The organism is Leptospira tipperaryensis, from assembly GCF_001729245.1.
GTDB classification, from domain to species: domain Bacteria; phylum Spirochaetota; class Leptospiria; order Leptospirales; family Leptospiraceae; genus Leptospira; species Leptospira tipperaryensis.
In genome coordinates, this window is record NZ_CP015218.1 from 110,948 (window position 1) to 127,577 (window position 16,630).

Consider the following 16,630-nt stretch of genomic DNA (forward strand, 5'->3'; position numbering starts at 1 on the left):
CGATATCCTTAAAGTGACGATTGTGAACGTTTTGGATCCGTGTAAGATGATTCTTCAAGGGCTTTTCACGGATGAAATGATTCAAAGGTCTTCGGGATATTTAGGGGGTTTGATCGGTCTTTGGAAATGTCCGCTTGTAAGTTTTTCGGCGGAGACATCCGGAATTTTGGATAAACAATTCCGAATCAATCTGAATTGAAAGTTCGTTACGGAAAGATAATAAGAATGAAGACTTATCTGTAAAAAGAAAGAATCTGCATTCTTATTTTTGCATCCGCATTGGTGGGCCTCACCCTTTTTTGAAGAATGACAATCTGGAATTCTTTCTTCGGTCTTTAATTTAGTATGAGAATGGGAAGCAACCTTTGTATTAAAATAGACGTCTTCTTCATCTTCGTGTTTTTGAATTTTAGAATCATGATTGCATTTGCAATAGGAAGATTGTGTTAGAAAACTTCGTGAAAGCATTTCTCCTTTAGAAAATAGAATCTGAGGAAACATCGTCATAAGAAGAATTATGGAGATCAGTGTTTTCATACCGCGTGAACGACGATTTTAAATCTTTCCTTTTATCCTACCTTAGCCCCTTAATTGCCGATTTTCATTGATCCGGATCAATAGAGGACGTTCGAAGAGATTTTCAACTTTGATATAGATCAATGCGAAGAATTGAGAACGTTGTTATAGTCGTTAAGAATCACTTGAGTTAAGATTTGTGTGACCCTTTGACAAGGTCAACGGGAGGTGCCTGTGGCTCGCGATGCTCGATATATCGATAACGAATTGGAAAAGGCGGAAGAACGATTGTTGAAGCGATTACAGGTGAATCAAAACAGAAAAGCAGAATCTTTTGAAATCGAATGTAGTTTAGATTCTAATGGGAAAATTTTAGAGATGAGTTCTCAATCGTTAAGACTGTTACAGTTTGTTTCTTCCGAGATGATAGGAATGAATCTTGAAGTATTTATCTCTGAAACCGACCTAACAAAGTGGAAAAAGATTTGGATTCAAGTTTTGGATGGAAACGCGGTCATTCATACAGAATTCAGTCACAATCTGAAATACGAAGGTATCACAGTGCTTCGTTGGTCCTTTTTTATGGATGAGGATCGTATAATCCATTGCAAAGCTAAAGACGAAACCGCGTTTTTAAAAAATATATTGGATGCGTTGCTTCTTTCTAAAGAGATCAACAAAATTCAGAACTTACTACAAAGATTAAAATCCTAAAACAAAAGGGGATGTATTCAAATTAGAAAATCATGTTTCATAAAATCATAATGATTCTGATAGTTAGAATCAATATTGGAATAGAACGGCTTCTATTTAAAAGGGTTCCGATTATACTTTTGTATCTGAGCTTCTCGTCTGTTTACGGATTTCAGGGAATTATACAAACTTCTTTCGGTGCAAGGCAGGCGGGAATGGGCGGCGCGTTTCAAGCGATCGGCGGTTCCGTGATGGATTTGGAATCAAATCCTTCCCACTTATCCCGTTTTCAAAAATCAAAGTTAGAATTCGGTGGGGCCTCACACTTTGCACAAATTGAATATTCCGATTCCTTTATGGATCTTCGTCCGGAAAATTCTTATTCGAACGGGATCACACAACGACCTAAGGCGATTCTTCCTTATATCGGGTATGTTTCCAAAGTTTCGGATCGATTGGGGATTGGAATCGCCCTCTATTCTCAGGGAGGCGGCGGAGGAAAATTTTCTGACATTACAAGACTGGCTCCGGAAAAAAAGAATCTAAATGAAACTCTCGGTTTTGAAATCCCTCTGGTCGGCACTGAGAGAAAGATTCGAGAGGACTTGGCGTTTAAGTTTCTGATTACGAAGATGACCCTTGGTTTTGGATACAGGTTTGATCGATTGTCTATCGGCGCGGGCGTCGACTTCGTTTATTCTTTTATGCAAATGAGGAGAATCTATTGGGACAGAACTCGAAGTCTGGAGTTGCCGGGGAGTTTTCAATATACGAGCGACCCTTCTTATACTTACGGAGGTAAATTAGGAATCTCTTATGAACTTACGCAGAGGATGCGGATCGCATACTCTTATACCTTACGAAATGTGTTGCACTTGGACGGAAGGATGAAGGTCGAAAGTCTTGATCCTGCGAACTTGGGTGATACGAGAGTCTCTCGTTTTATGTCCTGGCCGGATCGACATATTCTTGGAATTTCCTATCGAAACGACGTTTGGTTATTGGATTTCGACGTTAAGTTCATTCCTTGGTCCGAAAGTTTTAGGACTAGTAAGTTTGTTTTAGAGCAGTCGCTGATTCAAACCCCGGTAGGGACGAATACAAACACGATGCAGATGAATTTTAGATGGAGAGATCAATATACGTTTGCCTTAGGTGCTGAATACAACTGGAACCAAATTCTAAAATTGAGAATGGGATATAGCTACGGTAAATCTCCGGTTACGGGTCAAGGTTTGAGTCCGATGCTGGGAAGCACGACGGAACACCATGTTGCCGGTGGCCTTGGATACTATCGGAACGACTATGCTTTTCACTTAGCCTTGGAATATGGATTTCCAAAACGTATGAGAGGCGACGTTTCTTCGGATTGGAGCCTTTCTCATTCCGTATTCTCAACAAGCGATGTTTCATCGCAGACGTTTCAATTTGATAAGTCGGTCAGCGTTTTTAGTTTTTATTTTGGTTTTGAATTGAATACATAAAGGTAGGATTATGAATTTTAAAAACATTCCTTGGGGTATATTTTCATTCTTATTATGGATAGGAACTGTAGGGCTGCTCGTCTTCTTTTTTCTAAGAGGGGACACCGGAGTTTCTAGAGATGGAAGAACTTCGATCCATTTAACGGAAGATGAAAAACTTTTGGTGTTAGGTGAAATGAGAGGCCTTCTTACCTCCGTAAATGGAATTTTAGAAGGTCTTTCCAAAAATGATTCCGAGAAGGCCGCAGAAGCGGCTTCGAATTCCGGAATGGGTCTTGTCAAAAGTTTAGAAAACGAGGAAAAGAAAATTCTATTAAAACTTCCATTGGAATTCAAACGTCTCGGCTTTGGGACGCACGAACAATTTGATAGAATTGCCGTTCAAATCCGTCAAAAGCAAGATCTGAAAATCATACTGGGTGAAATGAACGATCTGACAAAGAAGTGTGTCGCTTGTCACGCCTCGTATAAGATCGAATGAATCCCGAAGATCAGATAGGATTTTTTATTCTCTATAAGCCTAACGAATTTCTATCCATGCGATCCTAAGTGAAACGTTTTAACTTTAATTATCGCATGAATGAGAATTTAAAAGTTATAGAATATTAGAGAATCGAATTATCCTTATTCGGACCAGCCGTTTTTTAAGATTTTAAAAAGTGTTTCCAGAGTTGTTCGAGGGTGAGACGAATCGCTCGACCTGTAAAACGCATCCGAAATAAAATGTGCAATGGATGCGGCTTCCACCTCGCCCAACTTCGTTTTAGCCTCTTTTCGAAGAACTTTTGCCAGAGAATTCTCGTATCTCATCGTGATCTGTCTTTCATAAATAGAGAGTTCAGGTGTGGATTTGATAAGGTTTCTAAAATCACGAACGAGTTTGCTGTTCGCAGGATTGAATGCAGGATTTTTCAAGCCGAACTCAAGGAGAGCGTCCAGTATCGAAACTCCTTTTTTTCGGGATACGACGGCGTCGATGAGTCGTTCTTCTCTCTCAACGTCCTCGTCGAAAACAAGAGATTCTTTGTTTGAAAAATAGTTAAACAGAGTCGGCACGGACACATTGGCGAGTTTCGCGATTTCAGCCGTAGTAACTTCATGATATCCGCGCTCGATAAAGAGTTTAGTCGCCATATCGGAGATGGCCTTGCGAGTTTGTTTCTTTTTTAATTCTCTTAGTCCCAAAACAAAAATCCTTTTTTTGATTCGAAATCAATACTCCATAAAATTTAATTGACTAAAATATTTAAGTCAATTAAAAAATATTAGAATCTTGGATTTAAGACTAAAAAAGGAGATTTGCTATGACTCAAATTAACCACACTCCAATTGCAATCATCGGCGCCGGGCTCGGCGGCTTGACGCTCGCTCGTGTTCTCCACGTTCACGGTATTGAGGCGACGATCTACGAAGCTGAAGGCTCGTCGAGCTCACGTAAACAGGGAGGTATGCTCGATATTCACGAATACAACGGGCAGCTCGCGCTCAAGGAAGCGGGACTCTTTGATCAGTTTCTTGAAATCATTCACACTGGAGCGCAAGCGTCTCGGATATTCGATAAGACCGGCAACGTTTTACTGGATGAGCCCGACGATGGTACGGGTGGCCGACCTGAGGTTCTGAGAGGTGACCTTCGTCAGATTCTTCTGAACTCGCTTCCCGGTGATAGCGTTCGCTGGGGTCACAAAGTGAATGTTGTTTCTTCGCTTGGCGGCGGACGACACGAAGTGACTTTTACGAACGGCTTTGTAGTAACGACTGATCTGCTCGTGGGAGCGGACGGCGCTTGGTCGAAAGTTCGCCCACTTCTCTCCAAGGCAAAACCGGAGTATGTAGGTACCACTTTCATCGAGACGTTTCTTCTTGATAGCGGTGCGCGTCACAAAGCGAGCGTGGAAGCGGTCGGCGGCGGCGCGATGTATGCGTTAGCGCCTGGAAAAGGTATTGTCGCGCATCGCGAACCCAACGAGGTATTACATACTTATGTGCAATTGAACAAGCCGAAGGATTGGTTTGACAGCATAGACTTCTCGCATCCCAAAAATGCGTTAGCCGACATCGCTAAAGAATTCGATGACTGGGCTCCTGAGTTAAGGGCGCTTATCACAGACGGTGAGACGGATCCCGTACTTCGTCCTATTCATACGCTTCCGGTCGAGCACAGATGGGATCGAATCCCCGGCGTAACGTTGCTTGGCGATGCGGCACACCTAATGCCTCCTTCAGGGGAAGGCGCCAATCTCGCAATGTTCGACGGTGCGGAACTCGGGAAGGCTATCGCCACAAACCCCGGCGACATAGAAGCCGCGCTCGTCGCTTATGAAGAACAACTTTTTCCACGCAGCTCTTCCGAAGCCCGCGATTCGAAAGGAATTCTCGACTTGTGTCTTGGAGAGAATTCTCCTCAGAGTCTGGTCGATTTTTTCACCAGCGTAAACACGTAATAAACACCTTATATAAGGAAACACTCATGAATAAAAACCAACAACAGTCGATTTACGACGTCATCATTTCCGGTGCAGGTCCTGTAGGTCTATTCCTCGCCTGCGAACTGGCCTTAGCCAAATGTTCCGTCTTGATACTGGAAAAAATGGAGAATCCGCATTCGCCATTAAAACGACGTCCTTTCGGGATCAGAGGACTTTCGGCGCCGACCATAGAAGCGTTTTACCGCCGCGATTTGTTAAACGAACTCGAGATACATAAACACCTTAAAAATCCTCATTCGAATCCAGGACAAGGGGCGCGTCGTCAGGTCGGACACTTTGCGGGTATTCCATTTTATGAAGGCGATATCGATACCTCGCAGTGGAAGTATCGTCTGCCAAGTTCGACTAACACCAGTTTGATATCTGAAATGGAAGAGCTTGAAACGGTCCTCGGTCGCCGAGCAGAAATTTTAGGAGTCGAAATCAAGCGAGGATTTCCCCTGACTTCCCTTGATCAAACGGAAGAAGGAGTAATCGTTCACACAGAAGATCGATCTTTTCAAGGTCAGTGGCTCGTGGGTTGTGATGGAAGTCGTAGTGTTGTCCGAAAGGTCGGTGGTTTTGAATTTGCGGGTACGGAACCTGAATTTACCGGCTACAATGCTCAGGTTGACATTGCTGATCCGGAGAAACTCAAACCTGGTCGTAACGTGACGGCAACGGGAATGTACTTGCAGTCACAACCCGGTTACTTAGTCATACAGGACTTTGATGGCGGAGCATTTCATAATTCTGAAAAACGGATTACGCGGGAACACGTGCAGGAGGTGCTTCGTAGAATCTCGGACACCGACGTTACAATTAGCGCCTTACATATCGCAACTACGTGGACCGACCGAGCGCGACAGGCCACAACGTATCGCAACGGAAGGATTCTTTTAGCCGGCGATGCTGCTCACATTCATTCACCCTTAGGAGGGCAAGGTCTTAATCTTGGAATCGGCGATGCGATGAATCTTGGTTGGAAGCTCGCGGCAACCATTCAAAAGAAAGCGCCGGAAGATTTGTTGGACAGTTATCAAACGGAACGACATCCGATCGGCGCAGAGGTTCTGGATTGGTCACGTGCTCAGGTTGCGATCATGAAACCAGGTCCGGCTGCACACGCGTTGAATGCAATTGTCCGTGACCTTATGGATACGCGCGATGGCGCCACTTATTTTGCGGGAAGGGTTTGGGGTGTTTTCACTCAGTACGATCTCGGCGACGATCACCCTTTATTAGGTCATAGCGTTCCTAACTTTGAGTTCGAAGACGGTGTAAGAATCGGAGAGTTCATGCGCGATGGTCAAGGGATACTGCTTGATTTTACTAAGAATGTTTCACTCAAAAGTTTCGCCGATGAATATGGCGGTTCCATTCGGTATATTTCAGGGAATGTAAAAGACCGGCTTGGATTAGGCACGTTACTCCTACGCCCAGACGGAATTATCGCCTGGGCTTCTGATAACGACCCCGATTACGAAGAACTCAAAAAAGCCGTTGCTTTCTGGTTCGTTCGTAATTCGAAGGTAAAGAATTAGAACAAAAGAATATTAGAGAAATAGAAATTCTTCTTTTTCTTTCTCTTGTATATACATTGCCTCGCTCAAACGAACATTGAGTCTGGATTGTTTTTCCGGGCTTCCTTAAATTTTAAAATTGAAATCAAATGAGCCAGTACAATCAAAGGAACTCCGAAAGTGGGTATCAGCACAAGAGGAAGAGATGCAATCGCGTTCGAAGGAACCTCCTGAAAAATAAGCCTCTGTGGTCCTTCCGATGAAAGAGCTCCTAACGTCAAGGCGGCTGTAAAATCTACGATACCAACAAAATGAAAGACCTTGAATACCGTTGGGGCATAAGATTTTTTATGATCGATGGCCCAAACAACAAACGGGGCTGAGATTGCGACCAGGCAATCTCCTAGACCGGCGCTCAGAGCGAAAATTCCCGGTAGTCTATTTTCCACGTAATACCACAAAAATATCGCCCCTAAAATACGAGAGACATGAATTTGAATCAGACTTTGCTGCGAAAGGGAGAACAGCAAATTTTTAAACTTTGGTAAGCGGTATAGGGCGATCGTTCCTAGGATTACAGGAATCATAACGCCTGCCGCGAGAGGAATCGGCGAAGGTTTCGGAGGGCTAAAGGCGCTTTTCAAGGCAAGTGAAAATACGACGCTAAGCCAGGCAACGAGTAAGAGGCAAATAACGATCGCGCTTTTGGGGTTGAATCCGTAGAGCCCTCTCGTTGCGAGAACAATCACCGAGACCAAAGAAAATAGAATTAGAGTTATCTCAAAACCAAAGGACATGGCTCCCTCCCCATGGGTGCGGAATAGTGAAATTGATAGTAACTATATTTAAAATAGTTACTATCAAAACAAAAGTGACTTGACATTTCTTGTCAACCGAATATTTATTCTCTATGGAAAGATCGTATCAGTTGGACTGTCCGGTTGCGCGCACGTTGAATCTGATTGGGGAACGCTGGACATTGCTCATTCTCCGGGATTTTTTTATCAAAGGCGAGGTACAACGTTTCGGAGATTTGGAGGCATCTTTGTCCGGAATCACTCCGGCTTTACTTTCGGCTCGACTCAAGGATCTCGAAAATAATAATCTCATTGTCCGACGTTTGTATTCCGAACATCCTCCGAGAATGGAATATCGTTTGACCTCGCTTGGAAAATCATTGGGCCCGATATTAAAAACAGTACGCGAGTGGGGCTTAAAACATACGCGACGTTAGGGTTTTTATCTAAGAAGCGCTTTGTTATAGCTGATTAGTATCTTTCCGATATTTACGACCTTTAAGCGTGCCTTTTCTTTTCTTTTCTCTTCACTGACCGGTTCAAACGGAACATTCCCGCTTAAAAAATCGAAGGGTTTGGAATTGAATTTGTTATATACAATTCAAAATCAGATAGAAAATTCTAATCTATCTAAGAATCAAGAAGCCGTAGTAAAGAATCTTAAATACTCAAATTCCTATGATATCATGAACAAAGAAGTCCTCAAATACAATCATTCACAATCGGAAGAAGAAAGAATTATCTGCGAAGTTCTTTTTCAAGAGATCAATCTTAAACTTCCCAAGGCTGAAAATAAGATTTGGCATGCACACCCCGTGTGGTTTCTCGATGGAAATCCTATCGTGGGTTATAGCAAACTCAAGGGCGGAATTAGGCTTCTTTTCTGGAGCGGACAATCTTTCGAAGAAGAGGGTTTAAAACCGGAAGGTAGCTTTCAAGCCGCAGAGGTTCGTTATACAAATGCCGATCAGATTATTAAAAAAGATCTAAGGCGTTGGCTTACTAAATCTAAGAAAATCCAATGGGATTATAAGAATATTGTGAAGCGTAGGGGTTTGTTGGAAAGATTAAAATAAATCTCCGATTTCATCCGGGAAAAATAGGGCAAAGGCCAGAAGAACGATCGAAGCTTCCGCGGCAGGGATGGAGGCGGGGTCAATAAATTGAGAATTCGGTAATACTATTCGTATCGCTTTCATCTTTCAATTTATTGACCAGAGCCGAGAGCCCGGTTTCGGGGAACATTTCGATAAAAACTTTATCTTTCATTTTCAAATATGCAAAAAAAATAATACTTTCCCCGAAAGCCGCCCGGGCATACTAAATTATATTTTCATTTTATTCAAATTTTCTAAATGAGTTTCAACAGGGTTACTCGTGTTACAGTTGCGGAGGTCCAAGAAACTCTTCGATGAGGGCCGCCGTCAATTCCGGATAGTGTGTTTCTTTTTGATACATAATGGCTTCTCCTAAATAATCTCCGTGTCCGCCCGGTAGAATGAGAAGTCGAGCGTCCGGAATTTTCCGAGTCAATTCGATCGTGTGTTCTAACTTGGCAATGTCACGGTCTCCGCTGAGAATCAAAGTAGGGGCCTTCACGGTTCCGATCTCTTTGTCGCTCACGTCCTTAAAGTTTTGCATTCTCTCTAGATCTTTTTCAAACATCGTCCTTAACTTTTGAGGATCCGGGTTAACTTTTAAAAACGCATCTTTGAGAGGCTGAGGCATGTTTGAGAAAGTTGCCTTTTTCATAAAGTCCCAAAATTGAGGGTAGGCGCCCGTTCTTTTTGTCATCGAAGATGCAAAGACTAGTTTACGAACGAGATGAGGATGTCGTATGGAAACTTGTAAGGCCACGCTCGCGCCGTTACTAAATCCGAAAAAATCCGCTTTTTCAATTTTGAGATGTTTGAGAAGTGCGGCCACGTCGTCCGCGGAGGTTTCAAATCGGACCGGCCCCTTTCGATCCGTTGTTCTTCCATGACCTTGTTCGTCTAAAGCGATTACCTTTCTATGTTTTGCAAAGTAAGGGATTGCTTTACTAAAAGTTACCTCAATCGTAGAGCCGCCCCCATTCAGAAGAACGAGAGGAACTCCTTCCTTCTCACCGTGAATTTCATAATACAACTGAATGTCGCCGATGGGGGCGTGACCTTTTTCGGTAGGAATCGATTCTTCCGTCGTTGTGTTTTCTTTCAAGACGGATGCACTTCTCGAAGTACATTGCAGAATAGAAACTATGGCAATGACAAACGTTAGATATTTGAGAATTCTCATGATTCTTCTCCTATTGATGATTTCTTTAAATATTCCACAATTCGATCCAAATGTGCCATCGTACCTTCCTTTCGAGAAAGTAAGCCCTCTCTTCCGATGGTCTCATCCAGAAACGCAACCTGTTCCGTAAACGTTAGTCGCGTATCCTTTGGATTGATACTTTCGATTTCAACGGAGGCTATGGACACGGAATGAATTTTATTACTCAAATACATGTCGTATACGAAAACGATTCTTTCGTTTGGGAGAATATTATAAAATTCTGCTTTATATAAGGTTTCTTTTCCGTTAGGAAAACGTCCGTGAAGAAGTTCTTTTCCTCCTACGCGAAAATCCAATTCACGTTTGACAACACTCCAATCTCCAGGACCGATAAACCACTGAGCTTTGGATTCTAAGTTGCTCCACGCCGAATAAACCGATTCGGCAGAGGATTTATAGATTTTTTCAATGCTGAATATTTCATGTGCGACCTTCAGTTTTTGCATTTTATTTCTTCCTCTCTTTTTCCGTTTTTTCTAAAAATTCTCCCAATCGATCCAAGTTCCTTTCCCAAAATTTACGCCGTTGATTGAGCCAAGTTTCAATGAGTTCGAAAGAGCGCGGTTCGACCTGACAGGAACGCACTCGGCCGACCTTATGGGTTTTGATGAGTCCGCTTTCCTCTAAGATTTGAATATGCTGAACGACTGCCGCCATGCTCATATTTAATGGCTGCGCGAGTTCGCTTACGGAGGCGCCTTTCTTGCTCAATCTTTCAACGATTGTCAGGCGAGAAGGGTCGGACAGCGCGTAAAATACGCGGTTTAGGGATGAAGAATGGTTAAGCATCTGCTTAAGTTTAATGAAGGCCCTGAAATAGTCAAGTATTTACTTGACTATTATTTTTTAAAGTTCTTAGTCCCCGAAAGTAAATCATCTTTCAAAGCCTCATCACATCCAACAAACATTCGGCTTTTTTGTTTTTCAGAGCGCTGCTCTCGATCACAAAACTTAAAAAAGTATTTAACGAAGGATTTTTATTTTCGGGCATCCAAAACACGGATACGGGCAAGTATAATTTTTTGATTGGAACAAATTGGGTTTGGGAAGGAGCCACGTTCTGAGCGCCTAAGATCGTTAGAGATACACCTTTGCCGGTGGCAACTAAGATGGGGCAACTTTCTCTTTCGTTTTTCAAATATACTTTCGGTTTGATTCCGCTTTGTTTGAAAAGTTGAAAGATCGTGTCGTAAAAATTTCCAGTTTCTTTTTTTGGATGTAGAATGATGGTTTCGTTTTTTAATTCTTTAAGTTCGATTTCCTTTCTTTTGGCGAGAGGATGTTTTTTGGGAACCAGAACTCCGAAACCTTCGTCGTTGACGGAATGTTTTTCTATTCCTTCTTCCGAAACGGTTCCTTCCATAAAACAAACATCAAACTGACCGGATCTCAAACCTTTAAGAATTCTATTTCTTGATTCTTGATGAAGTTGAAATTTCAACTTTGGAAAACGATCTTGGAATTCTCCGATAATTTGAGGTAGGCTTGCTAAGAAGGTCGTTGTTGAAAATCCGATGCTGAGACCGCCCGCTTTGAGCTTGCCGATAGAACGAACTTCTCTTTCCAAATTTTCAACTCTATCGATAATTTCCTTTCCTTCCTTTAAAAGATAAACTCCCGCTCCCGTTAGTTTTACTTGTCTTGTAGTTCTTTCAAAAAGTTTTGTAGAGAGTTCTTCTTCGATAGAGGAAATCAAACGGGTTAAAGGCGGTTGCGAAATCCCGAGAATTTCCGCACTTTTTCTAAAGTTGAGTTCTTCCGCGACCACGATAAACGATTTTAGTTTCGATAAATCCATTCTTTATTGATACTTAATAGGTATCAATAAATCAACCAAATTAAAAAATTATAACAAAAATTGAATTCATTTTCTTATAAGTCTTTACATCCTTTGAATGAGTTTCATTTTAAATCTTGTATTGGTTTTGTTTTTATATTTCTAAAGGAGAATAGAATGAAGTTTGACTATGAAGTACTGATTATAGGCGGAGGTCCGGCGGGACTGAGCGCGGCCTTGTCTTTAGGTCGTATGAGCAGAACGGCTTTGGTCTGCGATGATAGTCGTCCTAGAAATGCTCCGTCTTCCCATCTCAATAATTTTCCCACACGAGACGGTATTCATCCGGCCGAATGGAGAAGGTTAGTAAAAAAGGATTTGGAGAAATATCAAACGATAAAGTTTTTCGAAGGAGGCGTCTTGTCCGTTGAAAAATCGACTTCCGGTTTTACCGCAAACTTGTCTTCGGGGATTTCCGCTCATTTTAAAAAGATCATTCTTGCCTACGGAGTAGAGGATAAGCCCTTGCCCGTTCCCGGTTTTAAGGAGCTCTGGGGAAAATCTATTTTTCATTGTCCTTACTGTCACGGATTTGAAATTCGAGGATCCCGTTTGGGTTTTATTTCAAACAGCGAAATGACATTTCACATGCTACCTTTGATAAACGACTTGGCGTCCGATTTAATTCTTTTTACGAATGGGAAGGCGGAGTTTAGCGATCCACAGAGAGAATTATTAAAGCGAAAGAATGTAGAATTGATAGAAGAGAAAATTACGGGTTTCATTTTTGAAGGAGAGCAATTGAAAGCTTTGTCTCTTGCAAACGGGGAACTCAGAGAAAGGCAAGCCGTCTTTTTTCATCCGACCCTGCCGTTCGCGCTCAAATCTCAAATCGGAGAAACGCTCGGTTGTGAAAAAAATCAACTCGGCTTTTACAAGATAAACGAAAGGGGCGCAACCTCTGTGGAAGGTGTTTTTGCATGCGGAGACAACGTGAGTCCGGGGCATTCTGTTTTGTTAGCCGCCGCTTCGGGCGCGATGGCCGGCGCGGGAGTGGTGTTTGCGCTATTAGGAGAAGAATTTGGAAATGCTTGAAAGAATGCAACTGAAGCCTTCTATAACGGGTTCTGAGAGTTCGAAGATTTTCTTTTAGAGCAAAGTTTATGCGTTAGGAGAGTTATTCTTTTCTATTTTGTGTAAGAAATAGGCAGGCAGAGATTCGTATAGAAAACACAAATGTACTTCTTTCGACTCGGATGGAACGTTAGGCGAAACCCATTTCGATCCCTATTTCGAGCGATAAACGCAAACTTGTCGATTCATAAGTTTTATTGATTTATAATACAACAGCAATCCGTTGTTATAATTGTATAACTAAATTCAGTCTCAATGAAGATAGTCGACAAAAGTTGGACGCGTTATATGAAACACATTATACAATTCTCTCTTCTTTCTCTTTTCTTTTTATTCGGTTTTACGAATTGTTTGAATCGGGATTGGAACCATCTTCCTCCGATTTTTTCTTACATTGATTTGAAAGGGGGATCGCCCGCGGTTCCTTTCGGGGTTTCTCAGATTACACCCGGCGTCGGCGTGAATGGAGTTTCCACGAATAGTTCGATTCAAGTCGGCTTTAATCGGGCTTTGGATTCTTCTTCGATCTCCGGGGCTTCCTTTCAATTGTCTGAAAGTTCGACCCCAATTCCGGGTAACGTGAGCGTCTCCAATTCGAACGTGGTCTTTACTCCTTCCTCTCCACTTTCTGCTTCGACCATTTACACAGTGACTCTTTCTAAGGATTTAAGATCTGCGGACGGTTCTCTTCTCAATGAAGATTTCATCTGGACTTTTACAACCGAATCCGTTTCCGATTTGATTGCTCCCATCGTTTCTCTTACGACTCCGGTTAACTCGGGCGTTTCCGTTCCTGTGAATACATCGTTAAGCGTCGCTTTTAGTGAAACGATGAATTGTACTTCTTTAACTTCGCTTTCGTTTACTTTGAGTAACGGTTCTGCAGTTTCCGGTTCCGTTTCTTGTTCCGGTTCGACCGCGACTTTTACTCCAACTTCTTCTCTTTCGTTTAATACAAATTATACGGCAAATATCAGTACGGCCGCGAAAGATCTTGCAGGGAATATGCTCGCTTCTTCTTTTAGCTGGAGTTTTACGACCGGGTCCGCTCCGGATTCTACTCCTCCGACCGTATCCTTTGTAAGTCCTGCGAACGGTTCGACGGGATTTGCAATCAACGGATCGATCGCGGTTGCATTCAGTGAAACTCTCAATTGTGCGACCTTGAATACCGCAACTTTTGTTTTGAGCGACGGATCTGCGGTTGCGGGAACGGTCTCTTGTCTTGGGACGACTGCTTCTTTTAATCCTTCGGCATCCTTATCTTATGGCACAACATATACGGCTACGATTACGACCGGAGTGCGTGATATTTCGTCTAACGCGATTTCTTCTCCTTTCTCTTGGACTTTTACTACGGGGGCCGGACCGGATCTTACGCCGCCGACGGTTTCTTTAGTGACCCCATCGAATTCTCTTTCCGGAGTAGGAGTGAATACGAGTGTGAGTGCGGTTTTTAGCGAATTCATCGATTGTACGACTCTTACGACTGCAAGTTTTACTCTCAACGGAGGATCTGCGGTAGCCGGAAGCGTGAACTGTCTCGGAACTTCCGGAACATTTACTCCGAGTGCGAATCTTTCATATAACACTAGTTATACTGCCACGATCACAACCGCGACGCGAGATCTCGCGGGTAACGCCGTTTCAGGAACTTATACCTGGAGTTTTACGACGGGATCCGCTCCGGATTCTACACCTCCCTTAATTTCCATTACGAATCCTTTGAATGTTTCCACGGGATTTAGCGTAAACGGAACGGTGAACATCGCTTTTAATGAAACTTTAAATTGTGCTTCCGTTACTACCGCCAGTTTTACCTTGGAAGGAGGTTCCACAGTTCCGGGGACGGTCGCTTGTTCCGCTACCGCGGCGACCTTTACGCCGATCGCGTCCTTGGCGTATAACACGACTTATACGGCTTCGATTACGACTGCGCTGAAAGATCTTGCCGGCAATTCTATAGCTTTGCCGTTTTCATGGTCCTTTACTACGGGCTCCGCTCCGGATGTTACAGCTCCTACGGTTTCCATCGTCAATCCGGTCCAATCTTCCCTTGGAGTTCCCACGAGCGCGAGTGTAACGGTCGCGTTTAGTGAAGGAATGGATTGTACTTCGCTCACGACCGCCACCTTCACTCTTAGTAACGGGGCTGCCGTCGCAGGAACCGTCAATTGTTCCGGAACAAGCGCGGTTTTTACTCCGACCTCAGTTCTTCTTCCCGGCATTACTTACACAGCTACGATCCAGGTTGGAGCCAAAGATCTCGCAAACAATTCGATTGTTTCGGCTTATAGCTGGAGTTTTACCACGGGTACATTGCCGGATACGACCCCGCCTGGAGTTTCTATTCAGAATCTCCGAAACAAAAGTCTTGTGGAAACAGGTTTTGTCATAGGAAACGCTACGGATGTCGGCGGAGTCGCGCTCGTAGAAGTTTCTATCGATGGAGGAGCGTATGCATCCGCATCCGGAACTTCGTCTTGGAATTTTAAACTTCCATCCGGTGGGACGACCTGGGCTACCGGATCACAACATACGATCACGGTTCGAAGCAAGGATTCTTCCGGCAATTATTCTACGGTAGCTTCGGCTCTGGTTAGAAAGGGAACAAACAAAGATATAAACGGAGACGGTTACGTCGATATGGTGACGGGTGAATACGGGCAGGGACTCGTTTACATCTTTCATTCTTCAGGAACATCGGGAATCACGGCAACGAATGCAAGTTTAGCAAATCGTTATATAGTCGGTACTACGACGGATGAATTTGGTAAGGCAGTTACCCTGGGAGATCTCAACGGAGACGGTTACTCGGACGTGATCGTAGGAGCTCCGGCCGCTACCACGAACACGGGACGCGTTTATGCGTTTTATTCTTCGGGAAGTTCCGGTGTGAATATTTCCTATGCTGCCTTTGCCTCCGCGAGAATCGACGGGGCGGTCGCAAGTGAAAGATTCGGGTTTGTTCTCGAAACGGGAGATCTCAACGGAGACGGTTACCCGGATCTCATCGTCGGCGCTCCGTATTCTTCAACTAACACAGGTAAGGTGTATACCTTTCATTCTACGGGTGCATCCGGAATCGTAGACACGAGCGGGGCTACGGCGGCGGCCGCTCTTACTGGATCCGCGACCAACGAATTCTTCGGAAGCGCCTTAGCACAAGGTAATATCAACGGAGATATCTACGCGGACCTGGTCGTCGGCGCTTACGGTTATAGCGCTCAGAAAGGAAGGGTTTCGATCTATCACGGATCTTCTACCGGACTCGGGGCCGTGTCTTCGACGATCACGAACACCGCAGGCAGCGGTCAATTTGGATTCTCAGTCGCTGTGGCGGATGTGAGTGGAGACGGTTTTGCGGACCTGGTCGCCGGAGCTCCTTTTCTCAACAGTGCAAAGGGACATGCCGTTGTCTTTGTTTCCTCCGCGACCTCTTCTGGAATTTTGACGAGCAGTGGTTTGGGTGCGGCTAACTTTATCATCTTGGGAACCGTAATCAGCGATCATCTTGGCAATAGTGTAGCCGCGCGCGATTTGGATTTGGATGGAAAGGCGGATCTAATTTTAAATTCTACTCCGACCGCACCCGCGCAAGGAATCGTCTACGTCTATATGACTCCGTTCCTTTCTTATACGGATACGACCACCGCGAGTCTTACGATGACCGGACCGATGAGCGATCTCTTTGGTTGGGGGCTCGCCACCGGAGACGTAAACGGTGACGGCTACGGAGATCTCTACGTCGGTTCACCGGGTTACAACAACGGAACTTTTATCGGAAGAACTTTTATCTTTCATTCTTCTGGAACCGGCTTGAGTACAAATCTGCCTTCTTCCGCTTCGAGAATTCTGGACGGTTCGGGATTGACGGGCGGCACCGGGAACTGGTTTGGAAGAAGTCTTTACTAAAAGT

The 16,630-nt window shown here is 43.9% G+C and carries 16 protein-coding genes; 9 read left to right on the forward strand and 7 right to left on the reverse strand.

The window, feature by feature from the left end:
- Window positions 1-81 precede the first annotated feature (81 nt).
- A complete protein-coding gene (locus tag A0128_RS19850) occupies window positions 82-537 on the reverse strand; it encodes an LIC_11090 family protein (RefSeq protein WP_069609506.1) in 456 nt (151 codons plus the stop codon).
- 213 nt (window positions 538-750) lie between these two features.
- On the opposite strand from A0128_RS19850, the gene A0128_RS19855 reads away from it, so the two are divergent.
- Genes A0128_RS19855 through A0128_RS19865 form a run of 3 tightly spaced genes read left to right on the forward strand, consistent with a single transcriptional unit; the run spans window position 751 to window position 3,174 of the window.
- Window positions 751-1,230 carry a PAS domain-containing protein gene (locus tag A0128_RS19855; protein WP_069609507.1) on the forward strand — a complete coding sequence of 160 codons (480 nt, stop codon included), beginning with the start codon at window positions 751-753 and terminating at the stop codon, window positions 1,228-1,230.
- Between the two features lie 50 nt (window positions 1,231-1,280).
- Window positions 1,281-2,693: an OmpP1/FadL family transporter gene (locus A0128_RS19860; protein ID WP_069609848.1), complete on the forward strand. Its 1,413-nt coding sequence runs from the start codon at window positions 1,281-1,283 to the stop codon at window positions 2,691-2,693.
- A gap of 10 nt (window positions 2,694-2,703) precedes the next feature.
- A complete protein-coding gene (locus A0128_RS19865; protein WP_069609508.1) occupies window positions 2,704-3,174 on the forward strand; it encodes a hypothetical protein in 471 nt (156 codons plus the stop codon).
- A gap of 143 nt (window positions 3,175-3,317) precedes the next feature.
- Here the strand turns inward: A0128_RS19865 and A0128_RS19870 are convergent, their stop codons facing one another.
- Entirely contained in the window at window positions 3,318-3,878 is a 561-nt protein-coding gene (locus A0128_RS19870) for a TetR/AcrR family transcriptional regulator (RefSeq protein WP_069609509.1), read from the reverse strand.
- A 119-nt stretch (window positions 3,879-3,997) separates the two neighbouring features.
- Between A0128_RS19870 and A0128_RS19875 the strand changes: the two genes are divergently transcribed.
- Entirely contained in the window at window positions 3,998-5,137 is a 1,140-nt protein-coding gene (locus A0128_RS19875) for an FAD-dependent oxidoreductase (RefSeq protein ID WP_069609510.1), read from the forward strand.
- Window positions 5,138-5,163: 26 nt separating this feature from the next.
- Window positions 5,164-6,705: an FAD-dependent monooxygenase gene (locus A0128_RS19880; protein ID WP_069609511.1), complete on the forward strand. Its 1,542-nt coding sequence runs from the start codon at window positions 5,164-5,166 to the stop codon at window positions 6,703-6,705.
- A 65-nt stretch (window positions 6,706-6,770) separates the two neighbouring features.
- On the opposite strand, the gene A0128_RS19885 is transcribed toward A0128_RS19880, so the two are convergent.
- Window positions 6,771-7,481 carry a hypothetical protein gene (locus tag A0128_RS19885; protein ID WP_069609512.1) on the reverse strand — a complete coding sequence of 237 codons (711 nt, stop codon included), beginning with the start codon at window positions 7,479-7,481 and terminating at the stop codon, window positions 6,771-6,773.
- Window positions 7,482-7,594: 113 nt separating this feature from the next.
- Between A0128_RS19885 and A0128_RS19890 the strand changes: the two genes are divergently transcribed.
- Window positions 7,595-7,918 (forward strand): winged helix-turn-helix transcriptional regulator, encoded by a 324-nt coding sequence (locus A0128_RS19890; RefSeq protein WP_069609513.1) that lies wholly within the window; start codon window positions 7,595-7,597, stop codon window positions 7,916-7,918.
- Between the two features lie 150 nt (window positions 7,919-8,068).
- Entirely contained in the window at window positions 8,069-8,557 is a 489-nt protein-coding gene (locus A0128_RS19895; RefSeq protein ID WP_245667272.1) for a DUF1801 domain-containing protein, read from the forward strand.
- Between the two features lie 304 nt (window positions 8,558-8,861).
- Here A0128_RS19895 and A0128_RS19900 read toward each other — a convergent pair whose 3' ends face one another.
- The 4 genes from A0128_RS19900 to A0128_RS19915 form a co-directional block, all read right to left on the reverse strand.
- Window positions 8,862-9,758 carry an alpha/beta fold hydrolase gene (locus A0128_RS19900; RefSeq protein WP_069609514.1) on the reverse strand — a complete coding sequence of 299 codons (897 nt, stop codon included), beginning with the start codon at window positions 9,756-9,758 and terminating at the stop codon, window positions 8,862-8,864.
- The gene (locus A0128_RS19905; RefSeq protein ID WP_069609515.1) at window positions 9,755-10,246 is read right to left on the reverse strand and encodes an SRPBCC domain-containing protein; all 492 of its coding nucleotides are present in this window, start codon (window positions 10,244-10,246) and stop codon (window positions 9,755-9,757) included. Before A0128_RS19905 ends, A0128_RS19900 begins: the two co-directional genes overlap by 4 nt.
- 1 nt (window position 10,247) lies before the next feature.
- A complete protein-coding gene (locus A0128_RS19910) occupies window positions 10,248-10,589 on the reverse strand; it encodes an ArsR/SmtB family transcription factor (protein WP_069609516.1) in 342 nt (113 codons plus the stop codon).
- A gap of 91 nt (window positions 10,590-10,680) precedes the next feature.
- Entirely contained in the window at window positions 10,681-11,598 is a 918-nt protein-coding gene (locus A0128_RS19915) for a LysR family transcriptional regulator (RefSeq protein ID WP_069609517.1), read from the reverse strand.
- 156 nt (window positions 11,599-11,754) lie between these two features.
- Between A0128_RS19915 and A0128_RS19920 the strand changes: the two genes are divergently transcribed.
- Together A0128_RS19920 and A0128_RS19925 are read left to right on the forward strand one after the other, a co-directional pair.
- Window positions 11,755-12,672: an NAD(P)/FAD-dependent oxidoreductase gene (locus A0128_RS19920; RefSeq protein WP_069609518.1), complete on the forward strand. Its 918-nt coding sequence runs from the start codon at window positions 11,755-11,757 to the stop codon at window positions 12,670-12,672.
- Window positions 12,673-12,999: 327 nt separating this feature from the next.
- Complete coding sequence (locus A0128_RS19925) at window positions 13,000-16,626, forward strand: Ig-like domain-containing protein (protein WP_083244238.1); 3,627 nt, start codon at window positions 13,000-13,002, stop codon at window positions 16,624-16,626.
- Window positions 16,627-16,630 lie beyond the last annotated feature (4 nt).